The 25,370-nt window shown below is 53.7% G+C and carries 25 protein-coding genes; 17 read left to right on the forward strand and 8 right to left on the reverse strand.

Annotation, left to right across the window (positions count from 1 at the left end; translation table 11 throughout):
• Positions 1 to 60 precede the first annotated feature (60 nt).
• Together ACLD72_RS00205 and ACLD72_RS00210 are read left to right on the forward strand one after the other, a co-directional pair.
• Positions 61 to 675 (forward strand): rhomboid family intramembrane serine protease, encoded by a 615-nt coding sequence (locus ACLD72_RS00205; RefSeq protein ID WP_251590273.1) that lies wholly within the window; start codon positions 61 to 63, stop codon positions 673 to 675.
• A 100-nt stretch (positions 676 to 775) separates the two neighbouring features.
• Positions 776 to 1,687, forward strand: a complete 912-nt coding sequence (locus ACLD72_RS00210; RefSeq protein WP_410995298.1) for a LysR family transcriptional regulator — start codon at positions 776 to 778, stop codon at positions 1,685 to 1,687.
• Positions 1,688 to 1,784: 97 nt separating this feature from the next.
• Here the strand turns inward: ACLD72_RS00210 and ACLD72_RS00215 are convergent, their stop codons facing one another.
• Positions 1,785 to 2,468 carry a zinc metallopeptidase gene (locus ACLD72_RS00215; RefSeq protein ID WP_251590095.1) on the reverse strand — a complete coding sequence of 228 codons (684 nt, stop codon included), beginning with the start codon at positions 2,466 to 2,468 and terminating at the stop codon, positions 1,785 to 1,787.
• Positions 2,469 to 2,541: 73 nt separating this feature from the next.
• Complete coding sequence (locus tag ACLD72_RS00220) at positions 2,542 to 2,967, reverse strand: MerR family transcriptional regulator (RefSeq protein WP_251590093.1); 426 nt, start codon at positions 2,965 to 2,967, stop codon at positions 2,542 to 2,544.
• Positions 2,968 to 3,340: 373 nt separating this feature from the next.
• Between ACLD72_RS00220 and ACLD72_RS00225 the strand changes: the two genes are divergently transcribed.
• The 3 genes from ACLD72_RS00225 to ACLD72_RS00235 all read left to right on the forward strand — a co-directional run bounded on the left by ACLD72_RS00225 (position 3,341) and on the right by ACLD72_RS00235 (position 6,656).
• Entirely contained in the window at positions 3,341 to 4,741 is a 1,401-nt protein-coding gene (locus tag ACLD72_RS00225) for an ammonium transporter (protein ID WP_410995243.1), read from the forward strand.
• 95 nt (positions 4,742 to 4,836) lie between these two features.
• A complete protein-coding gene (locus tag ACLD72_RS00230) occupies positions 4,837 to 5,928 on the forward strand; it encodes a DUF294 nucleotidyltransferase-like domain-containing protein (protein WP_410995242.1) in 1,092 nt (363 codons plus the stop codon).
• Complete coding sequence (locus ACLD72_RS00235) at positions 5,925 to 6,656, forward strand: exonuclease domain-containing protein (protein ID WP_410995241.1); 732 nt, start codon at positions 5,925 to 5,927, stop codon at positions 6,654 to 6,656. Before ACLD72_RS00230 ends, ACLD72_RS00235 begins: the two co-directional genes overlap by 4 nt.
• 326 nt (positions 6,657 to 6,982) lie before the next feature.
• Here ACLD72_RS00235 and ACLD72_RS00240 read toward each other — a convergent pair whose 3' ends face one another.
• Positions 6,983 to 7,480: a M67 family metallopeptidase gene (locus ACLD72_RS00240; RefSeq protein WP_410995240.1), complete on the reverse strand. Its 498-nt coding sequence runs from the start codon at positions 7,478 to 7,480 to the stop codon at positions 6,983 to 6,985.
• A 165-nt stretch (positions 7,481 to 7,645) separates the two neighbouring features.
• Here ACLD72_RS00240 and ACLD72_RS00245 point away from each other — a divergent pair, with 165 nt between their 5' ends.
• The gene (locus tag ACLD72_RS00245; protein ID WP_458475440.1) at positions 7,646 to 8,236 is read left to right on the forward strand and encodes a TlpA family protein disulfide reductase; all 591 of its coding nucleotides are present in this window, start codon (positions 7,646 to 7,648) and stop codon (positions 8,234 to 8,236) included.
• Positions 8,237 to 8,304: 68 nt separating this feature from the next.
• On the opposite strand, the gene cimA is transcribed toward ACLD72_RS00245, so the two are convergent.
• Positions 8,305 to 9,927, reverse strand: coding sequence for a citramalate synthase (cimA, locus tag ACLD72_RS00250; protein ID WP_410995238.1), 1,623 nt, complete (start codon positions 9,925 to 9,927; stop codon positions 8,305 to 8,307).
• 165 nt (positions 9,928 to 10,092) lie between these two features.
• Between cimA and ACLD72_RS00255 the strand changes: the two genes are divergently transcribed.
• From ACLD72_RS00255 to ACLD72_RS00275, 5 genes are all read left to right on the forward strand, one after another.
• Positions 10,093 to 11,421 (forward strand): DNA polymerase IV, encoded by a 1,329-nt coding sequence (locus ACLD72_RS00255; protein ID WP_410995237.1) that lies wholly within the window; start codon positions 10,093 to 10,095, stop codon positions 11,419 to 11,421.
• A gap of 99 nt (positions 11,422 to 11,520) precedes the next feature.
• On the forward strand, positions 11,521 to 11,763 hold the full coding sequence (locus ACLD72_RS00260) for a ferredoxin (protein WP_036624247.1): 243 nt from the start codon (positions 11,521 to 11,523) through the stop codon (positions 11,761 to 11,763).
• Between the two features lie 84 nt (positions 11,764 to 11,847).
• Positions 11,848 to 11,982 (forward strand): hypothetical protein, encoded by a 135-nt coding sequence (locus ACLD72_RS00265; protein WP_410995236.1) that lies wholly within the window; start codon positions 11,848 to 11,850, stop codon positions 11,980 to 11,982.
• A 222-nt stretch (positions 11,983 to 12,204) separates the two neighbouring features.
• On the forward strand, positions 12,205 to 12,945 hold the full coding sequence (locus tag ACLD72_RS00270; protein WP_410995235.1) for a Bax inhibitor-1/YccA family membrane protein: 741 nt from the start codon (positions 12,205 to 12,207) through the stop codon (positions 12,943 to 12,945).
• Positions 12,946 to 13,203: 258 nt separating this feature from the next.
• The gene (locus ACLD72_RS00275; protein ID WP_410995233.1) at positions 13,204 to 14,649 is read left to right on the forward strand and encodes a L,D-transpeptidase family protein; all 1,446 of its coding nucleotides are present in this window, start codon (positions 13,204 to 13,206) and stop codon (positions 14,647 to 14,649) included.
• A 13-nt stretch (positions 14,650 to 14,662) separates the two neighbouring features.
• Here ACLD72_RS00275 and ACLD72_RS00280 read toward each other — a convergent pair whose 3' ends face one another.
• Positions 14,663 to 14,794 (reverse strand): hypothetical protein, encoded by a 132-nt coding sequence (locus tag ACLD72_RS00280; RefSeq protein WP_285889959.1) that lies wholly within the window; start codon positions 14,792 to 14,794, stop codon positions 14,663 to 14,665.
• A 440-nt stretch (positions 14,795 to 15,234) separates the two neighbouring features.
• Here ACLD72_RS00280 and ACLD72_RS00285 point away from each other — a divergent pair, with 440 nt between their 5' ends.
• The 6 genes from ACLD72_RS00285 to ACLD72_RS00310 all read left to right on the forward strand — a co-directional run bounded on the left by ACLD72_RS00285 (position 15,235) and on the right by ACLD72_RS00310 (position 21,609).
• On the forward strand, positions 15,235 to 16,329 hold the full coding sequence (locus ACLD72_RS00285; RefSeq protein WP_410995232.1) for a quinone-dependent dihydroorotate dehydrogenase: 1,095 nt from the start codon (positions 15,235 to 15,237) through the stop codon (positions 16,327 to 16,329).
• A 33-nt stretch (positions 16,330 to 16,362) separates the two neighbouring features.
• The gene (locus tag ACLD72_RS00290) at positions 16,363 to 17,178 is read left to right on the forward strand and encodes a GTP pyrophosphokinase family protein (protein ID WP_410995231.1); all 816 of its coding nucleotides are present in this window, start codon (positions 16,363 to 16,365) and stop codon (positions 17,176 to 17,178) included.
• On the forward strand, positions 17,168 to 17,659 hold the full coding sequence (locus ACLD72_RS00295) for a DUF309 domain-containing protein (protein WP_410995229.1): 492 nt from the start codon (positions 17,168 to 17,170) through the stop codon (positions 17,657 to 17,659). Before ACLD72_RS00290 ends, ACLD72_RS00295 begins: the two co-directional genes overlap by 11 nt.
• Before the next feature lie 291 nt (positions 17,660 to 17,950).
• Entirely contained in the window at positions 17,951 to 19,495 is a 1,545-nt protein-coding gene (locus ACLD72_RS00300; protein ID WP_410995297.1) for an RsmB/NOP family class I SAM-dependent RNA methyltransferase, read from the forward strand.
• Between the two features lie 3 nt (positions 19,496 to 19,498).
• Positions 19,499 to 20,254 (forward strand): pseudouridine synthase, encoded by a 756-nt coding sequence (locus tag ACLD72_RS00305; protein WP_410995228.1) that lies wholly within the window; start codon positions 19,499 to 19,501, stop codon positions 20,252 to 20,254.
• 533 nt (positions 20,255 to 20,787) lie between these two features.
• Entirely contained in the window at positions 20,788 to 21,609 is an 822-nt protein-coding gene (locus ACLD72_RS00310) for a Cof-type HAD-IIB family hydrolase (RefSeq protein ID WP_410995226.1), read from the forward strand.
• Between the two features lie 436 nt (positions 21,610 to 22,045).
• Here the strand turns inward: ACLD72_RS00310 and ACLD72_RS00315 are convergent, their stop codons facing one another.
• From ACLD72_RS00315 to ACLD72_RS00325, 3 genes are all read right to left on the reverse strand, one after another.
• Positions 22,046 to 23,032, reverse strand: coding sequence for a GNAT family N-acetyltransferase (locus tag ACLD72_RS00315; protein WP_410995225.1), 987 nt, complete (start codon positions 23,030 to 23,032; stop codon positions 22,046 to 22,048).
• Between the two features lie 136 nt (positions 23,033 to 23,168).
• On the reverse strand, positions 23,169 to 24,479 hold the full coding sequence (locus ACLD72_RS00320) for an MFS transporter (RefSeq protein WP_458475441.1): 1,311 nt from the start codon (positions 24,477 to 24,479) through the stop codon (positions 23,169 to 23,171).
• Between the two features lie 222 nt (positions 24,480 to 24,701).
• Positions 24,702 to 25,283: a metalloregulator ArsR/SmtB family transcription factor gene (locus tag ACLD72_RS00325; protein WP_410995224.1), complete on the reverse strand. Its 582-nt coding sequence runs from the start codon at positions 25,281 to 25,283 to the stop codon at positions 24,702 to 24,704.
• Positions 25,284 to 25,370 lie beyond the last annotated feature (87 nt).

Here is a 25,370-nt window from a genome sequence, read left to right on the forward strand (position 1 = left end):
AATCTTTTTAAAAAGAAAATGTCCAACAACAGGAAAAAAAGAATGCAAAGGATGGATCCGATGATTTTTATCCGCTATGAAAACTGGAGAAGTTATATCCGGTATTATCCCGTGACTTGTTTGTTATTGGCCGCGAACATCATTATGTTTCTAGTTCTGACTGTTAACGGGGGTTCGCTAAACACCGATACGCTGCTGAAATATGGCGCGATAGCCAATTTTGGACCGTTTGAACACGAGTGGTGGCGGATGTTCACGGCGATGTTCCTGCATATGGGCTTCAGCCATTTATTTTCCAACAGCTTTGCGATTCTTGTGTTTGCCCCGCCGCTGGAGCGGCTGCTCGGCCACTGGCGGTACGCGCTGCTATATCTCGGCAGCGGCATCGTCGGCAATCTGCTCAGCTTTGGGATGTATCAGCAATCGGGGGAGCTGCACCTTTCCGCCGGCGCTTCAGGCGCCGTCTACGGGGTGTATGGGGCGTTTCTGTACATCGCCCTGCTCCAGCGTCATCTGATGGACGAAAGCTCGCGCAAGACCCTTTACAGTTTGCTGATCATCGGCGTCGTTTTTTCGCTGGTGGCCTCCCAAATCAACTGGATGGCGCATTTCGGCGGGCTTATCGGAGGCTTTTTCATCTATGGATTGATTATCCGAATGTTAAAACGGCGTTGAACCGGGGGCAAGTAAATGGTACATTTATGTTAAAAAGCCTTATTTTTTAAAAGCCCTAATTCGGATTATCAGCGGATGCGAAATGGAGCGATCAGAACTCGTGGAATTAAGACAATTGCAATATTTTGTGAAAGTAGCTAGAAAAGAACATGTCACACAGGCCGCCGAAGAGCTGCATGTGGCGCAATCTGCCGTAAGCCGGCAAATCCATCAGCTTGAGCAGGAACTGGGCGTCAATCTGTTTATGCAAAAGGGGAGAAACCTGCATTTGACGGCCGTCGGGCAGCTGTTCTGCAGCCGGGTGGAAACGATTCTGAAGGATTTGGACCGGGCGGTGAACGAGGTTCACGAGTTTATCGATCCGGAACAAGGGGAAATCCGGCTCGGATTTCCGAATAGCTTGGGCATTCACATCATTCCCAGCGTTGTGGCGGAATTCCGCAAGCTGTATCCCAACGTGAAATTTCGTTTCCGCCAGGGAACCTATCCCACGTTAATCCGTGACGTCGTATCGGGAGAAGTGGACCTGGCTTTTATTTCTCCGTTCCCGGAGAATCACGATCAAGTAACGGGCAACGTGGTGCTGACCGAGGATTTGGTGGCGATTTTGCCGCCGGGCCATCCTTTGGCCGAAGAGCAAAGCATCAAGCTAAGCCAGCTGAAGGACGAGAAATTTATTTTGTTCAGCAAAGGGTATTCCCTGCGGCCGATCGTTTGGCATGCCTGCCTGGAAGCGGGATTTACGCCGAAGATCGCCTTTGAAGGGGAGGAGACCGATACAATCCGGGGGCTGGTGGCCGCCGGCATGGGTGTCAGTCTGCTGCCGGAGACGGCGCTGTTTCAAAGCTTTTCCCTTCAGCCCAGCCGGGTGCGGATTTCCGAGCCTAAGGTGACGCGAACGATCGGACTTATCCATAGGATGGATGAAAAGCTGCCGCTGGTGGCCCAGTCGTTCCGGGTGTTTTTGCTGGAATATTTCGGACTGCAGGTCGATACGCCGCCGGCCCAATAGCGGGTACTGTAATTTTTGCCGGAATAGAATAAAACGCAGGCGGCCGGGGATGATTCCCCGGCCGCCTGCGTTTGCTTCGTGTAAATATCAAACTCAATTATTCTCGGTTGCTGCCGACAAACATCAAAATATAACGGAGCAACTCGAGAATAGAAATCAGTGCGGCAGCGACGTAGGTCAGAGCAGCGGCGTTCAATACTTTGGCTACTCCGCGTGTTTCATCGTGCGTAATGAAGCCTTGCTGCACCATGATTTTCCGGGCCCGGTTGCTGGCGTTGAACTCGACCGGAAGCGTAACGATCTGGAACAGAACCGCGGCCGAGAAGAAAATAATCCCGAGACCGATCAGGTTCAAGGCTCCAAATATAAAGCCGGCGAGCAGCAGAAAAGGCGCAATCCCCGAAGCGAAGTTAACGACAGGGAACATCCGGTGGCGCAGCACCAGCATCGGATATTTCTGCTTGTGCTGAATCGCGTGGCCCACTTCGTGGCAAGCCACCGCCACCGCCGAGATCGATCTTTCATAATATACGGGTTCCGACAAGCGGACGACGCGGTGAATCGGATCGTAATGGTCGGACAGGGCGCCGGGGACCGGTTCGATCGGCACATCGTACAGTCCATTGGCGTCCAGCATCCGTCTGGCGGCGTCATGTCCGGTCAAGCCGTACATGTTGGCAACCTGCGTGTATTTGTTGAAGGTGCCTTTGACTCGAAATTGCGCCCATAGAGACAGGCCAAACGCGAGCAGAATCGGAATCAGCATAACGTCTGAATACATACATCATTCCTCCATATACGATTAAAGTTGCTCGTTGATGAATCAGAGGTTTCCTGCTGCAGGCAATTATACGTTATGAAAAGGGGCCGTGATTGATCAGGAACCGGAGCGCTTCCATGCAGGCGAGGCTTTGCGGCATCAGGTGCGCGAAAGCGCGTTTCACCTGATTCGGCTGCAGATTGGAGATCAAGGGCTCCAATTCTTTAACTTCTCTTTCCAACTGCTGCAGGTGAATTTGCAGCGAACTCAGCTTCTCGGACACCTGTTCCTCGTGCGTGACGCGATCCCACTGCTCCAGCTTTTCATGGATTTCTTCCAACGTATATTTCTCCTGCTTCATTTGATTAATACGTTCCAGTCTGGTCAAGGTTTCAGCGCTGTATAAACGGTAATTTTTCTGCGTCCGTTTCTCCGGGAAAATCAGCCCGAGCTTGGTATAATAATCGATCGTGCGCTCGCTGACATTGGCCGCCTTGGCCAATTCCCCGATCCGGTACAATTTTTTTACTCCAATATGATCACCTCTCCCGCCTATCCAATGCTTATATTATATCTTATTCATATTTATGATACCGATCAACAAGCGTACAGTCAAACGTCATACTTTATTTTTTATAGTAGCCTTGGCTGAACAGGACTCCTCGATGGTTGTCCGGCGGCTTTATTTTTTTGGCAAGATAAAGAGATTCCAGCCTACCGAAGCAAATTTCATAATAAAAATCGCGTCTAAAAACATAACATTTTATGTTAGATTAAATGCGATTAATCAATTTTTTTCAAAAAAACTATTGTCATATCTGCTTCTTTAGTCTTATAATCACTTTAATAATTCATTTTGTGTTAGGAAACATGACATTAGGGGAGTGTGTAAGATGAAAAAGAAATGGCTCTACGGTTTATTGGCAGCATCGGCAGTATTTGCATTTCCGGTTTCGGCTTATGCAGCGGAAGGGGAGGTTACCGCATCGGTGCTTGAGCTGGGCCTGAACTCATTGTTTGTTTTCGTCGCGGCGATGTTGGTATTTTTCATGCAAGCCGGGTTCGCCTTGCTGGAGGCAGGCACGGTACGGATGAAGAATGCCGGGCACGTGGCCGGTAAAACGGTGCTGACGCTGGGCATTGCCGTAATTGCCTGGTGGCTGCTCGGTTTCGGCTTCGCCTTTGGCGACGGCAACAGCTTCCTCGGTACGACCGGGTTTATGTTCGGCGGCGCTGGGGATATTGGTTCCTTTAGTGTTTTTGCCGAAAACGGCGTACCGCTTAACCTGAACTTCTTGTTCCAAATGGCCTTTGCGGCCGTCTCGCTGGCCATCGCTTGCGGCGGCATGGCGGAACGCGCCAAGCTTAGCGTATATATCGTATTCGGAACGATCTTTATTGTCATCATTTATCCGATCGTGGCTCACTGGGTGTGGGGCGGCGGTTGGCTCGGCAATTTGGGCATGCAGGATTATGCGGGTTCGACCGTTGTCCACCTGACTGGCGCAACGGCGGCGCTGGCGGCAACGATTTTGCTTAAACCTCGTCTTGGCAAATACAACAAAGACGGCAAACCGAACAACATCCCAGGTCACAACCAAGTATTGACGGTTCTCGGCGTTATCATTTTGTGGATCGGCTGGTTCGGCTTTAACCCAGGCAGCGCTTTGACGCCGCTGAACGATGGATTTTTCGGTTATGTCCTGATGACGACGAATTTGGCCGCTGCGGCCGGCGCGGTTGCCGCGTTGCTTATCTCCTGGGCGGTTATGGGAAAATCCGACATTCCAAGCATGCTGAATGGGGTGCTGGCCGCACTCGTTGCGATCACCGGTTCTTGCGCTTTTGTCGATACTTGGGCTTCGGTCGTGATCGGCGCTGTCGCCGGGATCGTGACGTTCTTCACCGGAAGATGGCTCGAGCGCGCCGGGATAGACGATCCAATCTTCGCCGCCTCCGTGCACGGGATCGCCGGGGTATGGGGCGCGATTTCCACGGGGCTGTTCGCAACACCTGAGCTTGTAGAGAAGACCGGAGTAGGTGCGCCTGGCTTGCTTTACGGCGGCGGATTCGGACAATTGGGAGTACAGATCCTTGGGGTTATCGGCACGTTCGCGTTTGTTCTGGTTCTTTCCTTCCTGATTCTTGGCGCCATGAAGTGGCTGATGGGGCTGCGCGTTACCGAAGAAGAGGAAACGATGGGCCTCGATATCAGCGAACACGGCACCTACGGTTATCCTGAACAAATGAATCTGCTGAACAAAAATACTTCTTCCGGTGTTCCGGCTGAATAATAATAATGTGAGTTCAAATCGTGATCAAAATATGACTTTTTGAACTGCCTCTATAAAGTTTGGAGATCCGGGAACAGGAAGGGAGATGGGGGCCCATGAGCCACGAAACGGCCATGAACAACGGCGGTTTGCAAGCGATCCGGTCGGCTTCTTCTCCCGGATTGCTCAGGTCGGCCAGGATCGAGGAACAGAATGTGCTGCATGGCCGGTTCGCCTCGATGCCGATCCTGGAATGGAACCGCGCGGTTGGGGAAATGCATGACGCTGTCATGGGGCAGGCTTGCCATTTATGCGAAGAGATGTTGCGTCAGGAGGGCTTCGGCCCTCCTCCTTCACATTATGCCTTCGTCGCATTCGGAAGCGCCGGACGAGCGGAGCAGACGCTGTGGAGCGATCAGGACAACGGCCTGATTTACGGGGACGGCGATGAAGCGGAAAACGCCGCTTATTTTGAAGCGTTTGGGAACAAGCTCTCGCAAGTTTTGGAGCAGGTTGGTTATCCTCCATGCCCGGGCAATGTGATGCTGTCGAATCCGTTGTGGCGAGGCGATTTGAGCTGTTGGGAGAGGCAGTTCATGGAGTGGCGCGAAGTGCTTGGGTGGGAGCAGGTCCGCTATCTGATGATCGCTTCGGATATGCGCCATATTTATGGGGACCAGGTGCTGTCCGGCGTTTTGCGCAAAACGATGAAGCGGGTGATGGAGCTTGATCAAGGGACCGAGCGGGACGTGATCGCCGCAGTTTTGCGCAATACGGTACGCCATAAAGCGGCGCTCAACATCCTCGGGCAGGTGATTACCGAACCGGCCGGCGAGCATGCCGGAGATTTTGACGTGAAATACGGCCTTTATATTCCGATCGTAAACGCGGTGCGTTATTTTGCCCTGCAATATGGGATCGAGACTTCCTCGACTTGGGAAAGGATTTCACAGCTGTACCAGCTTGAAGCGGTTCCGGCCCGGTGGCTGGAATCGTGCCGGAAAGCTTTTGCCACCGCGGTCAAATTCCGCTCCATCGTTCCGCCAAAGCTCGAAGACGGGATGCTGACCGGTACCCATTATTTGCCGCAAGCGATGATTAAGCAAAAAGAGCTTCGGCGCGAGCTGCGGGAATCTCTCAGCACAGTCCGGCTGATGTATCGGACGTTGCAGAGACAGCATCGGTACGCAGAAAGGAAATGGCTATGAAAGAACCTATGAAAGGAAACGGCGGTTTTTGGGATGCGTTAAAGGCCGGCGGAGTACCTAGAATCGCTTCGATGCTTGGGGCTCCCAGCGCGCAGCAAATCGCGTTTGTCCGTTCGCTGACCAAAGGGCAGCGGCGGCCGGAGACGCTCCACGTTCCGCTCTCCGAACTAAAAACAGCGGTCTTTGATCTGGAGACTACGGGATTTCATTATCATTACGGCGATGAAATCCTGTCCTTCGGGGCCGTCAAAGTGGAAGGGGAGGACATTAGCGAAGAAGTCTACTATTCCCTGGCCAAACCGGCCTGCACGATCCCGGAGCGAATCAGCGAACTGACCGGGATTACGCCGGAAATGGTTCAGGATGCGCCGGCTCTGCTTGAAGCGCTGCGCGAGTTTATGGCGTTTGTGGACGACCGGGTGCTGGTTGCGCACGGAAGCGCCCATGATAAAGCTTTTCTCGATGTGGCACTGTGGAAAACGTCCAAGGCTCATCTGGGTCACCGGGTGCTCGATACGATGATGATTGCGCGCAAGCTCGAGCCGGACCGCTCGATTTCCGGGTTGGACGATTGGCTGAAGGTATGTGGGATTCCCATTACTCGGCGCCATCACGCCCTGGAAGACGCCAAAATGACGGCGCAGCTGTGGACGGTGTTGATCGGCCGCCTGAAGGACCGGGGAGTAATCACGTTAGGTGATCTGTACACGTTCTTGAGCAAAACTTGATGATAAGAAAGTGTTGACTACTAAGTATAGCTTCCCTTTATCGCAAGAGAAACCGCCGGAGAAATTCTCGCTGTAATCGTTCCGGCGGTCCCTTGATGTGCAAACCGGTAGCCTCTGCCGAAAATAGCGGTAATTTATGGCGTTATTTTGAGATTACTCCCCTTCTATGCGAAATAGCGGTAATTTTTACCGTTATTTAGGGGTTATACTTAGAAAAAGCGGTAGTTTGCCCCTTACTTTATAAAATAGAGGTAAAAAATTCCTCTATTTCACTCCATCCCCTTTTTTGATGAAAATAAGGCCTTTTTTTACCGTTATTTCTGCCGCTATGGGTTTAGACTGATCACGGACTGTCTTCCTACGGATGCGTGTTGCAGCGCAAAGCGGCCGTTCGCTTCGCGCACAATAGAATATGCGTTTAAACTCCAGCCGTCCGGTATGCCGGGCGGCTGATCGTCTCCCGCAGGCGAGCCGATGAGGTACAGCTGGATTTGGGCGGCGAAATGCTGCAGCTGCTTTAAATCCTCCGGTGAAGGTACAGGTTTTGAAGTAGGGTGGGTGTGAAAAATGCCAACTAATGCCGGGTCAAAGCAACTGCGCACCCATTCGGCGGGGGCCAATTCGAACCGGTGCAGCGGGGCAGGCGACGTATTGGCTACCGGGAGGTAGCTGGTGATGACCTTGACCGCGGATTCCGCGTTTGTGGCGAACAGAAGCCCGCAGCCTTCCTCGGGGTAACAGTCCCGTCCATGTTCTAGCATCTGCCTCCGTATATCAGCCGGTAAAATCCATTTATTCTCCACTCTTGCCCACTCGCTTTCCATGGCCTGCCGCACCAGGCTGTTTCGAATATTGTAACAAATCGCGAAAAAAGGGTACAATAGCGTAAAAAGAAGGCTATATAGGTTGAACAAATGAACTAGTGATTGCGCGGATAGGGGCAGCCGGGTGAAATGTTCTTATATAATAGCCGGAAAAGGAAGAACAGGATGAAACGAAACCGATGGATTTTGTCCGGGGTTCTGGTTGTGTTGCTGGTGCTTGTTCTGTTGGACCGGGGCACCCAGGAGGGCTGGCGGTCGATCTTTAAAGGGGCCGGTTCCGAGACGGTCGCCGGGAAGGACGGGCAATCGCTCACAGCCATGGCTGCGGCAGGAGCGCCGAAGCCGGGTACGCCGTCTCCGGCTTTTTCGTTGACGGGGCTCGATGGAAAGCGGTATGACGTCGGCGGCCAACGGGATAAACCGCTGCTTCTCAACTTTTGGGCTTCCTGGTGCGATCCTTGCAAGGAAGAGGCGCCGGAGCTGGTCAAACTTGCGGATAAATACAAGGATTCGCTTGACGTATACGGGGTAAACGTGACGTTTTATGATAAGCTGGACGATGCGAAGGCGTTTGTCAAAAACTACGGATATACTTTCCCCGTTTTGCTGGATGAGAAAGAGAAGGTATACAGCCAATTTAACGGCGTTGCTTTTCCCACCAATGTGCTGATCGACGAAAATGGCATCATTCAGGATGTCATCCTCGGCGTCATTTCTCCGGAAGAGCTGGAGGCGAAAATTAAAAAGCTGCTGTAAAGCAGGGATTGGCCAGCAAAAAAGCGCGGGCGGCAGGAGAGAAGTCTCCTGCCGCCCGCGCTTTACGTTTATTGATTCACCAAACCCGTGCCGGCGGCATACGGGATTTCTTCGTAGTCCTCGCGTTTCGTCAGCCCCAGCAGGGCATACCGGATACTGTCAACCAGCGCTTCCCAGCTCGCTTCGATCACGTTGCTCGAAACGCCGACGGTGTTCCAGGAGTTGGTGAAATCCTTGGATTCGATCAATACGCGCACCTTGGAGGCGGTGGCGTCCTTGTCGTCGAGCACACGGACTTTGTAGTCCGACAAATGCATATCCTTTAATCCCGGATAATACGAAATCAGTGCTTTGCGCAGCGCATTGTCGAGCGCGTTGACCGGGCCGTTGCCTTCGGCGGCCGTATAGACGCTTGCGCCGTCGATGTTCAGCTTGACAAAAGCTTCGGACACAACCGGTCTGTCGGCCGTTTTTTCCACCAGCATTTTAAAAGATTCGAACACGAACAGTTCTTTGAGTTCACCGTTCGCCTGGCGCAGCAGCAGTTCCAGGGAGGCGTCGGCCCCTTCGAATTGATAACCTTGGTGCTCCAGGTCCTTGATCTTGCTGATTACCGCCCGCGTGCTCTCGTTTTCCGGATCAAAGTCGATGCCCATTTCCTGCGCCTTGGACACGATGTTGCTTTGGCCGGCAAGCTCAGAGACGAGCACGCGCTGGCGGTTGCCGACCAGTTCCGGTGCGATGTGCTCGTACGTCCGGGAATCGCGAAGGATCGCCGATACGTGGATGCCGCCCTTATGCGCAAATGCAGCGGTGCCGACGTATGGCTGATTCACCGGCATATGCACATTGGCGATTTCGCTAATGTAGCGCGCCGTATTAGTTAGCTGCTTAAGCTGCTCCGGTTCGAGAACCTGGTAGCCCAGCTTGAGCTGCAAATTCGGGATGATCGAACATAAATTGGCGTTACCGCAGCGTTCGCCGTATCCGTTCATCGTCCCTTGAATTTGCGTGGCCCCTGCCCGCACCGCGCTGAGGGAATTGGCTACCGCCAGCTCGCAGTCGTTATGGGTATGAATGCCGAGCTGGGAGCCGGTGATCGCACCGGCCAGCACGCTGACGATATCATGCACCTCATGCGGCATCGTTCCGCCGTTCGTATCGCACATGACCAGCCAGTCGGCGCCGGCTTCCTCCGCTTTGCGCATCACGGACAAGGCGTATTCCGGGTTCTTTTTGTAGCCGTCAAAAAAATGCTCGGCGTCGAAAATAACCTCCAGTCCTTGCCGTTTCAAATACGCGATGGAATCGTAGATCATCGCTAAGTTTTCCTCCAGCGTCGTTTGCAGCGCGGTATGAACGTGAAAATCCCAAGATTTGCCCACCAGCGTTACCGCCTGCACGCCGGACTCAATCATGCGGTTCAAATTGGCATCATGTTCGGCCAAGCTGTCCTTCCGGCGCGTGCTGCCAAAAGCGGTGATTTTTGCCTGAAGCTTAAGCTCCTTGACCCGCTTGAAAAACTCGATGTCTTTGCTGTTGCTGCCCGGAATGCCACCTTCAATATAATGGACACCCAGCTGATCCAGCTTTTTGGCGATCTTCAACTTGTCGTCCGCCGACAGGCTGATGCCTTCGCTTTGAGTGCCGTCGCGCAAGGTGGTGTCGAAGATGGATAAAGCCTTTGACATGATGGAAGTGTCCCCCTTTGGTTATCATGAAAATACAAGCACCGAGTGTATTAATTTCTAATTATAGCATCTGTTTTTTTAAATGTAACACGCTTTTTGCGAAATTGCATGGTCCAATATTGACCGGTATTCCTTGGGAAGGTATGCTGAGGGGGAGAATAACGAATGATAAATGAGGGAAGCAACGTGAAAAATGCCGCTGATTATTATCCCGCTCGGGGCAGAGTCATTCTTCATGTCGATATGAATGCCTTCTACTGTTCGGTGCATGAGGCGGAGGAGCCGGAAAAATACCGGAACCGTCCCACGGCCGTGGCCGGCAGCGTGGAGCTGCGTAAAGGCGTCATCGTCACCTGCTCCTACACGGCGCGGAAAAAGGGGATTTCCACCGGAATGACGGTCAGCCAGGGGCTAAAAAAATGTCCCGAGCTGCTCGTTATCCAGCCGGATTTTCATTTGTACCGCAAATATTCCCGGGCGTTCATGGACATCGCATACGAATATACGCCTTTACTGCAGGCGATGTCGATCGACGAATGTTACCTGGATATTACCGGCTCCAAGCAGTTCGGCACGCCGCTGGAAATCGCGGCCCAAATCCAGCAGCGGATTAAAGACGAACTGGGCCTTCCGTGCAGCATCGGCGTTGCTCCCAATAAGCTGCTGGCGAAAATGGCCTCTGACATGAAGAAGCCAAATGGCATCACGGTGCTCCGAATCCGCGACGTTTCTCGCCTATTGTGGGACAAACCTTGCAACGAGTTGTTCGGCATCGGCCGCAAAACGGCGGAGAAGCTGAAGAAGATGCGGATCTACACGATCGGCCAACTGGCTGACGCCGATGAAAACAAGCTGATTGACCGTTTCGGCGTGGCCGGAGCTTGGATGAAGCGGGCGGCGAACGGCATCGACGATTCTCCGGTGACTGACGAACGCGAGAAAAACAAATCGATCGGCCATACGACGACGCTGCCGGCGGACATCAGCCGGATGGAAGACGTGCAGCGGGTTATGCTGAATTTGGCCGATCAGGTCACCCGCAGATTGCGGCGGCAGCAGCTGATGGCACAAACGGTGCAAATCACAATCCGCACGCCGGATATGAAGACGATTACGCGTTCGCAAAGCCTTGAGACGGTAACGGAGCAGGCGGAGGAAATTTACCGCGAAGCCTGCGAGCTGTACCGCCGCCACTGGAGCGAGGATAAGCCAGTTCGCCTGCTTGGCATCACGCTGCAAAATCTGGTGCCCAAAGAGGAGGCCGCGCTGCAGCTTGATCTGTTCGACTACGAGCAGCAGCCAAAGAAGGAATCGCTCACGCGGGTGATGGACATGCTGCGCGACAAGTTCGGCGAAAACGCCGTTTTGACGGCGGGCATGCTGACCGACGACCCGTCGGCGCTGATTCGCGACCACAAAATTCGCGGCACCTCGCTGCAGACCGATTTTCTCCGGGAACAACGGGGAAATGATCCTGATTCTCGATTGGAATAATACGGAAAATGAATTGAAATTGCTTTCTATTTATATTATAGTGGTCATGGTGATATAAAGCAGCGGACTAGTACCGTTTATTCAGGAGGCAGATTAAAGATGGCAAAATATACTTGGGTTGAGAAAGATACTTGCATTGCATGCGGCGCATGCGGCGCTACCGCGCCGGATATCTATGATTACGACGATGAAGGTTTGGCTGAAGTTATCTACGGTGAGGACAAGAACCGCGGCGTGACGGAAATCCCGGAAGATTTGTACGATGATCTTCAAGACGCTTGCGACGGCTGCCCGACCGACTCCATCAAAGTGGCGGATGAGCCGTTCAATAAAGAAGGTTAATTTCTGAAAGCGAGTTAAAACGGGCGACCTCACCGCAGCGGTGGGGTTTGTTTTTTTTACAGACAGTTTGAAGGGGCAGTTTGGGTGGACAGTTTGAGTGGATCAACTGCAAAAGTGCATTCCAAATACTGGGGATCACCACTTTTGGAGCGTCTGAAATGCAAAAGTGCATCTGATTATGAGCTTTTTGATAAAAAAGAGTTTTTTGACCGGAAATGAACTGTAGTTTTGCATTTGAACCACCCTTTTCGAGGAGTTTCGACGAAAATCGCATGCACTTTTGCATTTCGTGGGTTTCGTGCATTTCGTGGGAACTTCGCGGGAACTTCACGCGGAAATAGGCAGGCTAGGTCGGCCCACGGGGAAACGGCAATATGTTCTAGTATAGTTGGAATATTTTATGATAACATAGTAACAAATTGATAAATGAGGTGTTGTTTTTTGATCGGACGCAGTGGTAACCCAACTTTAAGAAGCGATACGTTTGACAGGCCGGATTCTTTCTCCGGAATGAACGCGATGACCGTCGAAGGGACGGTAAACAAATCGTTTATCACTTTGGTCATCCTCCTCGGCAGTGCGTTCAGCGCATGGATGCTGTATTTTGACGGGATGAACGTGATTCCGATGGCGATCGGGGGAGCGATTGTCGGCCTTATCCTGGCGCTGACCGTCAGCTTTGTGCCGAGAACGGCACCGTATCTGGTTCCGGTTTACGCCATTGCCGAAGGGATATTCCTGGGTGCCCTTTCAGCCACTTATGAAAGCCTATACCATGGAATTACGCTGCAGGCGACTCTTTTGACCATGGGCGTGTTTGTAGCTCTGCTCATCGCCTACAAGACCCGGCTAATCAGAGCGACGGAGAAGTTCAAACTTGGGGTCATCGCCGCGACCGGGGGCGTGGCTCTCGTCTATTTGCTCAGCTTTATTCTCGGTTTGTTCGGAATTCAGGTGCCGTATCTTCACAGCAACGACTGGATTGGCATCGGCATCTCGGTCGTGATCGTCATCATCGCCGCCTTGAACCTGGTGCTGGATTTCGATTTTATCGAAGAGGGAGCACACCGGGGAGCACCGAAATTCATGGAATGGTACGGCGCGTTCGGCTTGATGGTCACGCTGGTATGGCTGTACCTGGAGATCCTTCGCCTGCTGGCGAAATTGGCCAGCCGGGATTAAGGAATTTTAAATCAAGCGACTATATATGCTGAACCTAGAAAAGGCGGGAGTCAGGCAACTTATATAGTTCTAAAGCGCGGAAAAGCAGGACTTCCTGCTAACCGCGCTTTTTGCTTTTTCCGAAATGTCCCGGGAAATGATGAATCGATGTAGGTACTAAGTCGCAAAAATACACTTTTATCGCAAGTTCGGGTTAGAAACGCCATCCGTTTTGCCGATATAGTAATAATAGTAATCGTTGATTGATGGAGGAACCGTATGGGGGATTCAGCCTACCTCAAAAAATTTGTGGAAGACCACCCGAAAAATAAAATGGCCTGGTATTTGCTGGGCAAGGAATACGAAGCGAGCGGCCAGACGGGCAAAGCGCGTTACTGCTATATTCAAGCGGGCGGCGTCTATGAAGCTTTCGAAGCGAGCAAAATTCCGGAGGATTTATGGATGGGCTACAAAGCCGATCTGCTGCAGGAGACGAAGCGGCGGGAGAAACGCGGCCGCTTTTTGCGCAAGTTGGGTATCGCTCTGCTGATCGCCCTGCTGGTGGTCGGGCTCCCTTCGGCGTATGCGCCGGGAGAAAAGACGGCGGAACCTGCTACGGCAGGCATTCAGAACGAACCGGGAGCGGAGACGAACCCCGCTGCGCCGGATGCCAAGCCGGGCGAGATTCCGGGGAAAGCGGGTGCGGCGGCGAACGCCGTCAAGGGGCCGGTATTTACGGCGCAAGGCTACGCCTTCGGTAAGCCGCAGGCCGGGGCCGAAGCGCTCGGCGGGCTGGTCGATTTGCAGCGCCGCACCGGCGCGCCGATTCTAAATGCCGCGGTGCTGGGCATGGAGCGGAAAGGCGATTATTTGCTCTGGACGGACGACATGCCGGTCGTTTATGAACTGGAGCAAAGTCCGAATCAAGGAACGACGACGATCCAGTCCTACGACGCGGAAGCATGCCGCTGTACCCCGCCGGACGCCTCCGGCTTGCAGACGGCGGCCGAGCGGTGGATTCCGTACCAGGAGTCGCTGGGCGTGCTTGCTTCGGCGATGCAGAGATACAAAGAGGGTACGGGGGGATGGCCGTCCAGTCTGGACGATTTGACCGGCCCTTTTCCGGACAATTGGCTTGCCGGCAGCGATCCTGTCATGGTCAAGGCTTTTGGGCCGCTGCTGAAGACGCTGCAAAACGCCGGTTCCGGCACGGCGGGACAGCAGGGCGCGGAATCGGACACGGCAAAAGAAGGTCTGACCCCGGAGGAACAGCCGTATTTTACCGAGCCATTTGAGATTATCGTGGATACGAAAGCACATGTGCTGGCCGTTGTTAGCGGAGATAAGCTGATCCGCAGCTATCCCGTCGGACTGGGCGGGGACAGGACGCCGGAAGGCTCGTTCGTCATTTCGGACAAAGTAATCAACCCGAACGGAAGAGACAACGGAGAGTTCGGCAGCCGCGGCATGCAGCTGTCGGATACGAACTACGCGATTCACGGGACGAACGATCCGGACAGCATCGGCAAAGACGAATCGCTGGGCTGCATCCGCATGGGGAAAAAAGACGTGGAAGAATTGTTCGATCTCGCTCCAAAAGGAACGAAGGTGACGATCGGAAAGGGGATTTTGCCCGCTTTGGAAAGCGTTCCGAAAAAAAGATTCAAGCTCGGACACCGCCAGGAACAGACCAATCCCCATCGAGTATATCACTGGCTTGACTAAAAAAGCTTTAAGTTTACGTCAAAATCAAGAGGACGGTAGTTGCCACAATAAGCACCGCGGCGATGGAAATCGACCAGATGAGCGCTTTCTTGTTGACTTCGTCCTTTTTTTGCTGGAGTGTGGGTGGTACACGTTTGGTTGACACAGCTACATCCCCTCCCTTTTAGAGGTTGTTCAAAAAGTCAACTTTTGATCACGAAGCAGGTCAGGAAGCGGAATCGACGTCGAATCTTGAATTCAGCCGGGCCAAGCATATGCTTACGAAGCATGTTTCCTGCGGAAACATTTCAGGTACTCACGTACCCAAAACGTACGCTCCGCTCCTCAATCCCTAGCTTCATCCAACTAAAGCGTTTTGAAAAAACGCACTTCGGAAGCATACGCTTCGGTGCTGAAAACCTGACTTTTTGAACACACACTTTTACAACTGCTATATCCCTATTGTAATGGCTTTCATTTTAAAATTCCATCACTTTGTAGCGGTTTTCACATGGCGCGAGGTTAAACTTTTCTTTTCGGCCGGAAACGGCTAAACTGTTTATAGAAAAAATGCACAGGAAACAGCGATCGGAGTGGACAAATAACGTGTTGTATCGGCTTTTGGGGAAACCTGTTTTTTTTCGGATGGATCCGGAAAATGCCCATCATCTAGTCATTGACAGTTTGCATAATGCGGCAAAAATACCGGGGGCCCTCACCCTCATGCGCGGTATGTACGGCGTTCCGGAAGTGCCGGAGCTGGCCACGGACTTATTTGGAATTCATTTTCCTTCCCCGGTGGGTCTCGCCGCCGGACTCGATAAAAACGCGGATGCGGTGGAGGGATTTTCGGCCATCGGCTTCGGCTTTATGGAAGTGGGGACGGTGACGCCGGTCGGGCAGCCGGGCAACGACAGGCCGCGGCTGTTCAGACTTCCTCCGGAGGAAGCGCTGATCAACCGGATGGGCTTCAACAATCGCGGCGCGGAGGAGATGGCGGCAAGGCTGGGGGCGTTAAAACAGCGGCCGATTCCCGTCGCCGTGAACATCGGGAAGAACAAAACGACGCCCAATGAAGAGGCGTTTCGCGATTATGAAAAATGCGTTTCGGCACTGTACCCGTACGCGGACTTTTTTGTCGTTAACATCAGCTCGCCTAACACGCCGGACTTGCGTAATCTGCAGCATGGCGACGAGTTGTCCGCGCTGCTGCAGGCGGTGACGAACCAGATGGCGGCGGAGGCAAAGAAACATGGCGCAAGTAAAGCGGTGCTGGTGAAGATTGCCCCTGACGTAAGCGACCGGGAACTGGAGTATATGGTCGATACGATCGAAAAAAGCGGTGTCTCCGGCTTGATCGCCACGAATACGACCATTTCCAGAGAAGGGATTCACCACAAGAACGCCAAGGAGACCGGCGGGCTTAGCGGCAAGCCGCTGGCCGCCAGATCGACGGAAATCGTCTCCCGCGTTTATCGCCAAACGGGCGGCAGACTGCCGATTATCGGTTCGGGCGGGATTTTTTCCGCTGCCGACGCCTATGACAAAATACGTGCGGGCGCCAGCCTGGTGGAAATTTATACCGCGCTGATTTATGAGGGACCGGAGATCAACCGGAAGCTGCACCGCGGCTTGAGGGAGCTGCTTGCCCGCGACGGATTTAACCATATTTCCGAGGCGGTGGGGGCCGACCACCGATAGAAAACCGGGTTACAGAAGACAGGAGGCATAGGGATGGACAGTAGAGATTGGGGAACATTTTTGCTTCCATATGATCAAGCTGTTGAGGAGTTAAAAGTGAAATTCAAAACGATGCGGTCCGAACTAAAAAAACGCGAGGAATACGCGCCGATTGAATTCGTGACCGGACGGGTCAAAAAAATTTCCAGCATTTTAGAAAAAGCCAAACGGCTTAATGTATCCATGGATGATCTGGAGACGGGCATCGAGGATATCGCTGGCATCCGCATTATGTGCCAGTTCGTGGAGGATATCCGGCGGGTGGCGGAATATATCCGCATGCGCAAAGACCTCAAGGTGCTGTACGAGAAGGACTACATCACAAACTACAAGGAAAGTGGCTACCGCAGCTTCCATATGATCGTCGAATACCCGGTGCAAACCGCGCTTGGGCAAAAAAACGTGCTCGCCGAAATCCAGATTCGCACGCTGGCGATGAACTTCTGGGCGACGATTGAGCACTCGCTGAACTACAAATACCGCGAAAGCCTGCCGGAGGAAATGCGCGCCCGGCTGAAGAAAGCGGCCGAGGCCGCTTTTGTGCTGGACAACGAAATGTCGAGCATCCGCCAGGAAATCCTGTTGGCGCAAAAAAGCTTTGAGGACGACTCCAATATCGTGTCATCGCTGCTCGCGGCCATTCACCAGCTATATTTCTATCATCTCGTCTCGGAGGCGATCGACGCGCAGCGCCGGTTTAACGAGCTTTGGGAAGCGAAGGATTTCGAAGGCTTCAAGGATCTGCTGACCGAGGTCAAAGAGTTGATCAAGCGGCACAAAAAAGTGGAGGAGCCCGGCGATGAGCTATGAGCCGCTGTACGTGGCGTATCTGGTTTATTTTAACCGGGACCGCGATTACTTCGAGTGCCATGAGGTGCTGGAGGAGCTATGGCTGGAGCGGGATCACGATCCGCTGTACAAAGGGCTGCTGCAAGTAGCGGTCGGGCTGTTCCATGCGCGGAGCGGAAACGTTTCGGGCGGCCGGAAAATGCTGCTGTCGGCGCTGGAACGGCTCGCGCCGTATCCGGAAGGAGCGCTGGGGATCGACCTCGGCAAGCTGCGTAGGGAGACGGCGGCTTATGCGGAAGCTTTGGAGCCCGGCCAAGTCCGTTTTTTTGCGTATTATGATTTAACGATTGACATTGTCGATCCAGCGCTGCGTGACGCTGTAGAGCAAGCGGCGGAGGCGATCGCTCCAAACGTCCCGCAGCGGCGCAAGCCGCAGCGAGGCGATAAACATGAGGAACGCCGGCTAAAGCTGGAAGAGCGACAACGGGAATTAAACGGCTAGTTTTGAGGCCCGCCTCTTTTGTATAGGAGCGGGCTTTTGCCGTTTCCGGCAAACTGGACGAACCGGGGGCAGGGGACTCTGGCGTGAGGAGGACGGGCGGCCTAAGCGAAATCTATTGGATTTTTCCGTTGTATGATTTACAGCTAATCGTCAGAGTATAGTCATCTGTAGCTGAGTTTTATATGGTTCGCGCCTCGGTTATGGATGAACGGGTGTTTCCCGGAAATAAGAAACCTGTGGTACAATAGCGTTGTTTTTCATCAAGAGTTCTAAAGAATGGATGGTACGAAAATGACGGTGCAACTACCGAGCGTTTTTCTGGATAGAATGCGGGAGCTGCTTGGGGATGAGTTTGAGGCGTTCCTGTCCTCCTATGACGATCCCAGGCATGCGGGAATCCGCGTCAATACGCTAAAAATCGGCCCGGACTCGTTCTTGAAGCTGTCGCCGTTTGCGCTTCGTCCGATTCCGTGGTGCGAGGCGGGTTTTTATGTGGATGAACAGGTTAAGCCCGGCAAGCACCCTTACTACCATGCCGGGATGTATTACATACAGGAGCCGAGCGCGATGGCGCCGGCGGAACTGCTGAACGTATCAGAAGGGGACCGGGTGCTCGATTTATGCGCGGCTCCGGGCGGCAAGTCAACACAAATCGCGGCCCGTCTGAACGGCACGGGCGCGCTCGTCACCAACGATATCCATGCGGAGCGGACGAAGGCCTTGGCCAAAAACATCGAGCTTTACGGGGTGCGGAATGCGGTGGTGCTGAACGAATCACCGGAGCGAATCGCCCGGACTTTTCCGCATTATTTTGACAAAATCTTGATCGATGCTCCGTGTTCGGGCGAAGGCATGTTTCGTAAGGACGAGGACATGGCCCGGCAGTGGGAACGGCATTCAATCGAGAAATGTACGGTCATGCAGCGGGATATTCTGAAAACGGCGGCGGCAATGCTGGCGCCCGGCGGCAGGATCGTTTACTCCACCTGCACGTTTGCGCCGGAAGAGAACGAGGCGATGATCGCGGAATTTTTGCTGGGGAACCCGGACTTCGAGGTTGTGCCCGTGCCGCGGAACACCGGCATTTCCCCGGGACGGCCGGAATGGCTGGATTGGCTAGACGGCAAAGACGGGGGCGTTATGGCTTCGGTCCCTGAAGAAATCAAAAAGCAAACCGCCGGCTGCGGCAGATTGTGGCCCCATCAAGTGGAAGGCGAAGGGCATTTTGTCGCGGTATTGGAGCAAAAAAGCGAACAAGCCGGCTTGCCGGCCTATTCGGCGGGACCTGAGCTCATAGCTTCGGAGCGTGATGGAAGGTTTCGCGACAGAGCGGCGGCTCGCCCTTCGTTGCGTTCCCGGCAGGCGTCCGGTACGGACAAAAAAGGCTCAGGCGAACGGGAGATGCTGGACATCTGGCGCGCTTTTGCCGCGGAGCATTTGCGGGCCGAGCTGCCCGGGACGCCGCTGACGTTTGGCGGGAACGTATACCTTTCGCCGGTCGCCAAAGAACAGCTGGACGGGCTAAAGGTTGTACGCCCGGGCTGGTATGTCGGCACGGTCAAAAACGGCAGGTTTACGCCAGGGCATCCGCTGGCTACGGCGCTGGCACCTGCTGAGGCAGTTAGAACGCTTGATTTGTCCGTCGACGACGGGGAGGCCGTCCGTTATTTGAAAGGGGAAACGCTGGAAATCGAAGCCTCGCGAGTTCATACCCCTGATGGGGTTGACCCGAAAGGTTATGTGCTCGTCACGGTGGACGGTTATTCCCTCGGTTGGGGCAAATGGCAAAACGGCCTGCTCAAAAACGAGTATCCGGCCGGCTGGAGGTGGACATAACGAATGAGCCAGGGCAAAAAAACGCAAAGACTCGACAAAATCCTGGGACATCTCGGATTCGGCTCGCGAGCCGAAATCAAAAAGCTCGTGAAGCAAGGCCGGGTGACCCGAAACGGCGCGGTCGTCAAAGATAGCGGCGCGCAATGCGACCCCTACGGGGACGTCATCGAGCTGGACGGAGAACGAATTGTATACCGGGAATTCGTTTATCTAATGCTGCATAAGCCGCCCGGCGTTATTTCCGCCACCGAGGACCTCCGGCAAAAAACCGTGCTCGACTTGCTGCCGGACGAGCTTCGCGCCTTCGACCCGTTTCCCGTCGGCCGTTTGGACAAAGACACCGAAGGCCTGCTGCTGCTCACCAACGACGGCCAGTTGGCCCATGACCTGCTGTCCCCGCGCAAGCACGTCCCCAAAACCTACGAGGCCATCGTCGACGGCCACGTCGGGGACGAAGAAGCCCAGCGCTTCAAACAAGGCGTCGAACTCGACGACGGCTACGTCACCCTGCCCGCCGAGCTCGACGTCCTTGAGCGAAACACACTCGCCGACGGCACCCGAACTTCGCGGATACGGCTCACCATTTCCGAAGGCAAGTTCCACCAAGTGAAGCGAATGTTCGAAGCCGTCGGCTCCAAAGTCACTTACTTAAAGCGCATTTCCATGGGCCCGCTCGCCCTCGACGAATCGCTCCCCATGGGCGCCTTCCGCGAGCTGACCGAAGCTGAGTTGGCCGCTTTAAAAGCATATAAAAAGTAAACAAAAGTAGCTAACGCTTTGCGCCGAAGTAGAGCGAATCCCGAAGGGAGAGCGGCTCCAAGCACGAAAGAACTGGGCAGCGCGCCCCAAGTAGCACAAACAAGCCAGAGCTTTGCGCTCAAGTAGAGCGAATCCCGAAGGGAGAGCGGCTCCCAGACACGAACGTTGCAGAATAAACAGCCTACACAGCAATCCCCACCCCCCGCAGGAGCGCCAAAAGCAGAGCGTGCCCGAAGGGCGACAAGCGGCTGCCTTCCCCATAGTTACCCGGGTGCGTGCGAAAGCAGCAGTGCCTGCAGCGTGTTTCCAGGTAACCCGGGAGCGCCCCAAGTAAGACGTACCCGAAGGGGGAAAAGCGTTCCACGCACGCAGCCAGGCGCATTCCCGCAGGGAACAGCCGCAGGAGCGCCTCTGCAGCTCCCACGTTAGTCCAGTTTGCGGGTATCCAAAGGGCAGCAGGCCCTTGGGGCCCTCCCTTACGGTAAGGGAGGGTTTGGGAGGGTTGAGAGGTTGAAAGGAGAGACAATTTAAATATGAAATACAAACTAATCGCTTTGGATGTAGACGGAACTTTGCTGAACGATGACCACGAATTGACGCCGGGCACGTTGGAAACGATTCGGGCCATTGCGGATCAAGGCGCGGAATTCGTGTTGTGCACCGGACGGGCTCCGATCAGTTCGCTCCCTTTTATGCACCGGATCGGCCTGGAGGGGTATGTCATTACACATAACGGCGCGGTCACGGTCGACGTGCGGACGGAGGAGGCCGTCCATGAGTTTGCGCTTGACCGGCAAGTGCTGGAGCCATATATGGAGTATTGCCGCAAGCATAAAGTGCATTTCGACATCAATACGACGTTTACCGTATACGTGGAAGGAGCATCCCGCTTGAGCCAGGAAGTGCTGGATATCTACAGCAAATTTTTTGTGGTGCCGCAGGATCTTCCGGCTTGGGCCGAGCTGCGCGAGCCGATCGTCAAATTAACCGTTTCGGGGGAAATAGAGCAGCTCGACCGCGTGTTTGCGGAATGGAGCGAATGGCCGCAGGAGTTAAACATGCTGCGCAGCGGCGATTTTTTCATCGATTTGATGCATAAGGATGCTTCTAAAGGCGCTGCGCTGCAAAAGCTGGCGGAAAAGCGGGGCATTCCGGCGGAAAACGTCATGGCCATCGGCAATTATTATAACGATTTAACGATGCTCACTTTTGCCGGGCTTGGCGTGGCCATGGACAATTCCCCGCAGGAGGTCAAAGCCGCTGCCGATGCCGTAACGGCTTCCAACAACGAAGAGGGCGTTAAACTGGCACTGGAAAAATATTGCTTGGGAATTACCCGGGAAATGGGCGAATAGCGACTAGTAGACGATTCTGGAAATAACGTTAGCATGATGGCAAGTGAAGACTTGAGAAAATGGCAAAATAGTCTATTGAAAACCCCGGGTGACAACATAAAGGAAAAAAAGGGCGCTATTTCAGCCGATGTCCCCTATGTTGCGTGAAGTAGAGGAATTTTATGGCGCTATTTTCACAATCTAGTGGCGAAAGGCAGTATTTTCGACCTGTTCATCGAAAATAAGACCCAAAAGTTCCCCTATGGTGATAAATAGGCTCAAATTCGGAAAATAAGACCCAAAAGTTCCTCTATTTTATGGGGGCAATACTGAGCACAAGACTAATATAAAACAAAGTGATCCATGGCCCCTGTCCTCAGATAAGCCATATTATTTCCGGATCATTCTACTAGCCGCGACATAGTAGCTTCAAAAATGCAGGCCAAGCTCTGAGCTCTTACTGTAGCTCGCACACCATCTTGTAATTTCCCGGCTCCGCCCGGAAACCGATCAGGTCGCGATTAATGTGCAGCATTGGGCCGTTCATGGAGTCGTTGTGCGTTTTTAAATAGGGAACCCCGCAGGCGCGTGCCGTTTGGATGCCAAGCATCTTGAGGGCAAGTGCAATCCGGCGTCCGCGGTATTCCCGAAGCACGCCGGTATACTCGTGATACATCGCCTGCGTCTGTTCGTTCTGCTGCAGCGTAACGACTCCCACGATACGATCGCCGTCCTGGGCGATATGGATCCACTCCGGGCGTACGCCGGGCTGCTCGATGCTCCATTTTTTCCATTCCTCAAACCAGGGAAAGTCGCCGGAGAATCCGGGAATGTCCGGATGCGTGTCCTTATACAGCTCATACAGTTTTCTCTCGCTTGCTTCTCCCGGCTCCTCCGCCAGAGTAACAAAACGGATCCCGGTTTGCTCAGCAGCCTTGATCGATTCGAACAGCTTATCGTTGTTAAACGCCTTCAGGTCCAGGACGGATTCAAAGGTATGCCGTTCCTTGGTGTAGTCGCGCCGGTTCGCAAAAGCAATTCCTTCCTGATCGTTCTCCTGAATGAAGCTGATCAGGCGGGAGGCCTTGACTTCAACGGACCACCGCAAAAGCGCATCGTACAAAGCCCGGCCAACTCCGTTCCCGCGTTTTTCCGGATGCACGACAACGGTATGGATCAAAGTCCCCGGGTCCGACCAAGGGGCCCGCCACGCATGCGCATAACCGATGATGAGCCCGTCTTCGTTTTCAGCCACCCATTTTGGGCGATCCCAGCCCATAAGCTCGCCTTCCTCGTTGTAATGCAGCTTCCCCGGGGGGATTTTGTCCTCTTCTTCCTTCAACAGTTCAGCCGTCGTTGGCTCGGACCAAATGAAATTCAGCAGCGGCGCTACCTGCGAAAAATCGTAAGGCCGCTCCATTTTGCGAATCGTAAACTTCGGCAAATGATCTGCCTCCTCTTAGTTTTTATAAGTGCTTCTACCATATTATCCCATACAGAGTGTTCTAGTTCACGGTAAAGTTCCGCTATATTCAAAGTGACTCGGGACGTTTCAAGGTTTGCTTCATCAAGCTCAATGACTACGGTTCAATTTCCGATTTTATGGGCATACGAGCCTGCCGGGATGGGGACACGGCCCAGACGATTCCTGTTCCGGCTCCCAACAACGTAAATAAAATTCCGGCAGCAAGCCCAAGGGACCTGGGAGCCGCGAAGTCCAGAAGAAACCCGGCCAACAACATGGATACCCCCATGATCGCATTTTGCAGCGCGGCCAGCGTGCCGAAGAAGCGACCTTGCCAGCCGACGGGAACCGTCTTCATCAAAACCGTTTCATTGCAGGCGTTGCCGATGCTGGACACCATGGCCGAGCCGACCATCAGGATCAGAGCGAGCACAAAAACGGGGCTTTGGCTGATCAGCATATGGGATACCCCTTCCAGCAGCAGGGCGTATATCGCCACCGTTTCCATGCGCCGGCCGATTTTGCCGGTGATTTTCGAGCCCGCCACAAGACCGATCCCCAAAGCGCCGTACAGCAAGCCGATGCCGATCTCTCCCATATGAAACACTTCCGCCGCGTAAACGCTGATCAAAATGTTAATCGTCCCGTCGCCGAGCGGCCAAATGGCAAACACGATGATCATCAGCCGCAAATACAACGAACGGGACAGCAGCTGGCGAAGTGCTCCCGGGTGGGGGCTTTGGGGCTCGGGGATGGACGGCGAGGGCTCTGCGCTTGCCTCTGTGAACGTCCCGCCCGAAAGCCCGGACGACGCATCCGAGCCGCGTGCCTCCGTAGACCGTCTGGGCTCCCGGGAGAGATCCAGTCCGGACAAAAGCAAAGCCGAAGCGAGAAAAGTCAGAGCGTTCAGTACAAACGACGCTTGACCGCCGATCAAGGCGGAAACGAACCCGCCGGTCACGGAGCCGCCGATCAGCACGTAACCGACCATCGCCTGCTCCAAGCTGTTGACGGCCAGGAGGTTCTCCCGGCGGACCAAGCGGGGAATAACGGACATTCGAGCGGGAGCATATAGCGCCTCGCCGGCCGACAGAACAAACGAGCTGACGTAAATGATCCATACATCGTCCGCATGCCGGACCAGCAATGGGGTCAGGGCAAAGAAGAAACGGGCGATATCCGTAAAGATCATGATCGATTTTTTGGAAAAGCGGTCGGCGAGCATCCCTCCCAGCGGCCCGAACAGCAGATAGGGAATCAGGCGAATGGCAAAAGTAATGCCGACGGCCAAACCCGATCCGGTCAGCGACAGCAATAGTCCGAGAACGGCCACCTGGCTGAAGCGGTCTCCGATGCCGTTCACGATTCCGGCGGTGAACAGCCGCGCGTATTGCTTTTCTTCATGCAGCATATGCTTGTGCTTCATTTTTATATCAGACTCCTTCGCAAGAGGAAATAAGGTAACAATCTAATTTGACATTCATCTAATTTGTTGAGCAAAAAAAAGGCCATGCGGCCAGGGGTCCTAAGTTACGTCCGCTACCGCATTACCGGCCAAAAAATCGTTATTGTGAGATAGACTATAGCCGCCAAGCTTTTCATGCCTGCGGTCCGGCCAGCTTCCGGTAATTTGCGCCGCTCGGCGGTTTTAGCTTTTTCCCCACATTTCCGGAGGGTTCAGCTCATAGATGCCGTTTTCCCGGTACATATAGTGGTTCATGATAAACTCGCGGCGGATGGTCGCAAAATCGTCGTGAAACTTCCGGATGTACTCGTTGATCTCCTTCTCCGTATATTTGCGGTGAGGCTCCAAACCTTTGATGAGGCGTTCGAGCACAATCAGCTTTTTCTTGCGCTGCGCAGGCAGATGCTTTAACGTGCCGTCCTTGTTGAAGAAGCTGCTTTCGACGGACGCTTTCCGCTGCGCTTCATCGTGTTTGCCGTCGGCCGCTGCGGGCAGCGTTTTGCCGACATTCAGAATGGCCTGGGCCTGCTGGGCTAAGCTTTTTTCGTTCAGATAAAAATAAATCGTATTTTTGTCCCGGCGCTCATAAATCAAATCGGCTTCCCGGAGCTTTGTGATGTGATGGGTAATCGTCGGCGGCGTAACGCCCAATTTTCCGGCGAGCGCCTGGCCGTGAAGCGGCCCGCTTTGAAGCAGCGCGATGATCCGGATGCGGGTGACGTCCCCGACGGCTTTATGGAAATGAACGAGGCGGTCAAGCTGCATGTTTATCTCCCCTGATTTTATAATTATCTAATTAGATAGGGGTATTATTTCATGGAAAAAGCGTATTGTCAACAAGCACAGGGTCTG

The organism is Paenibacillus lacisediminis, assembly GCF_046567315.2.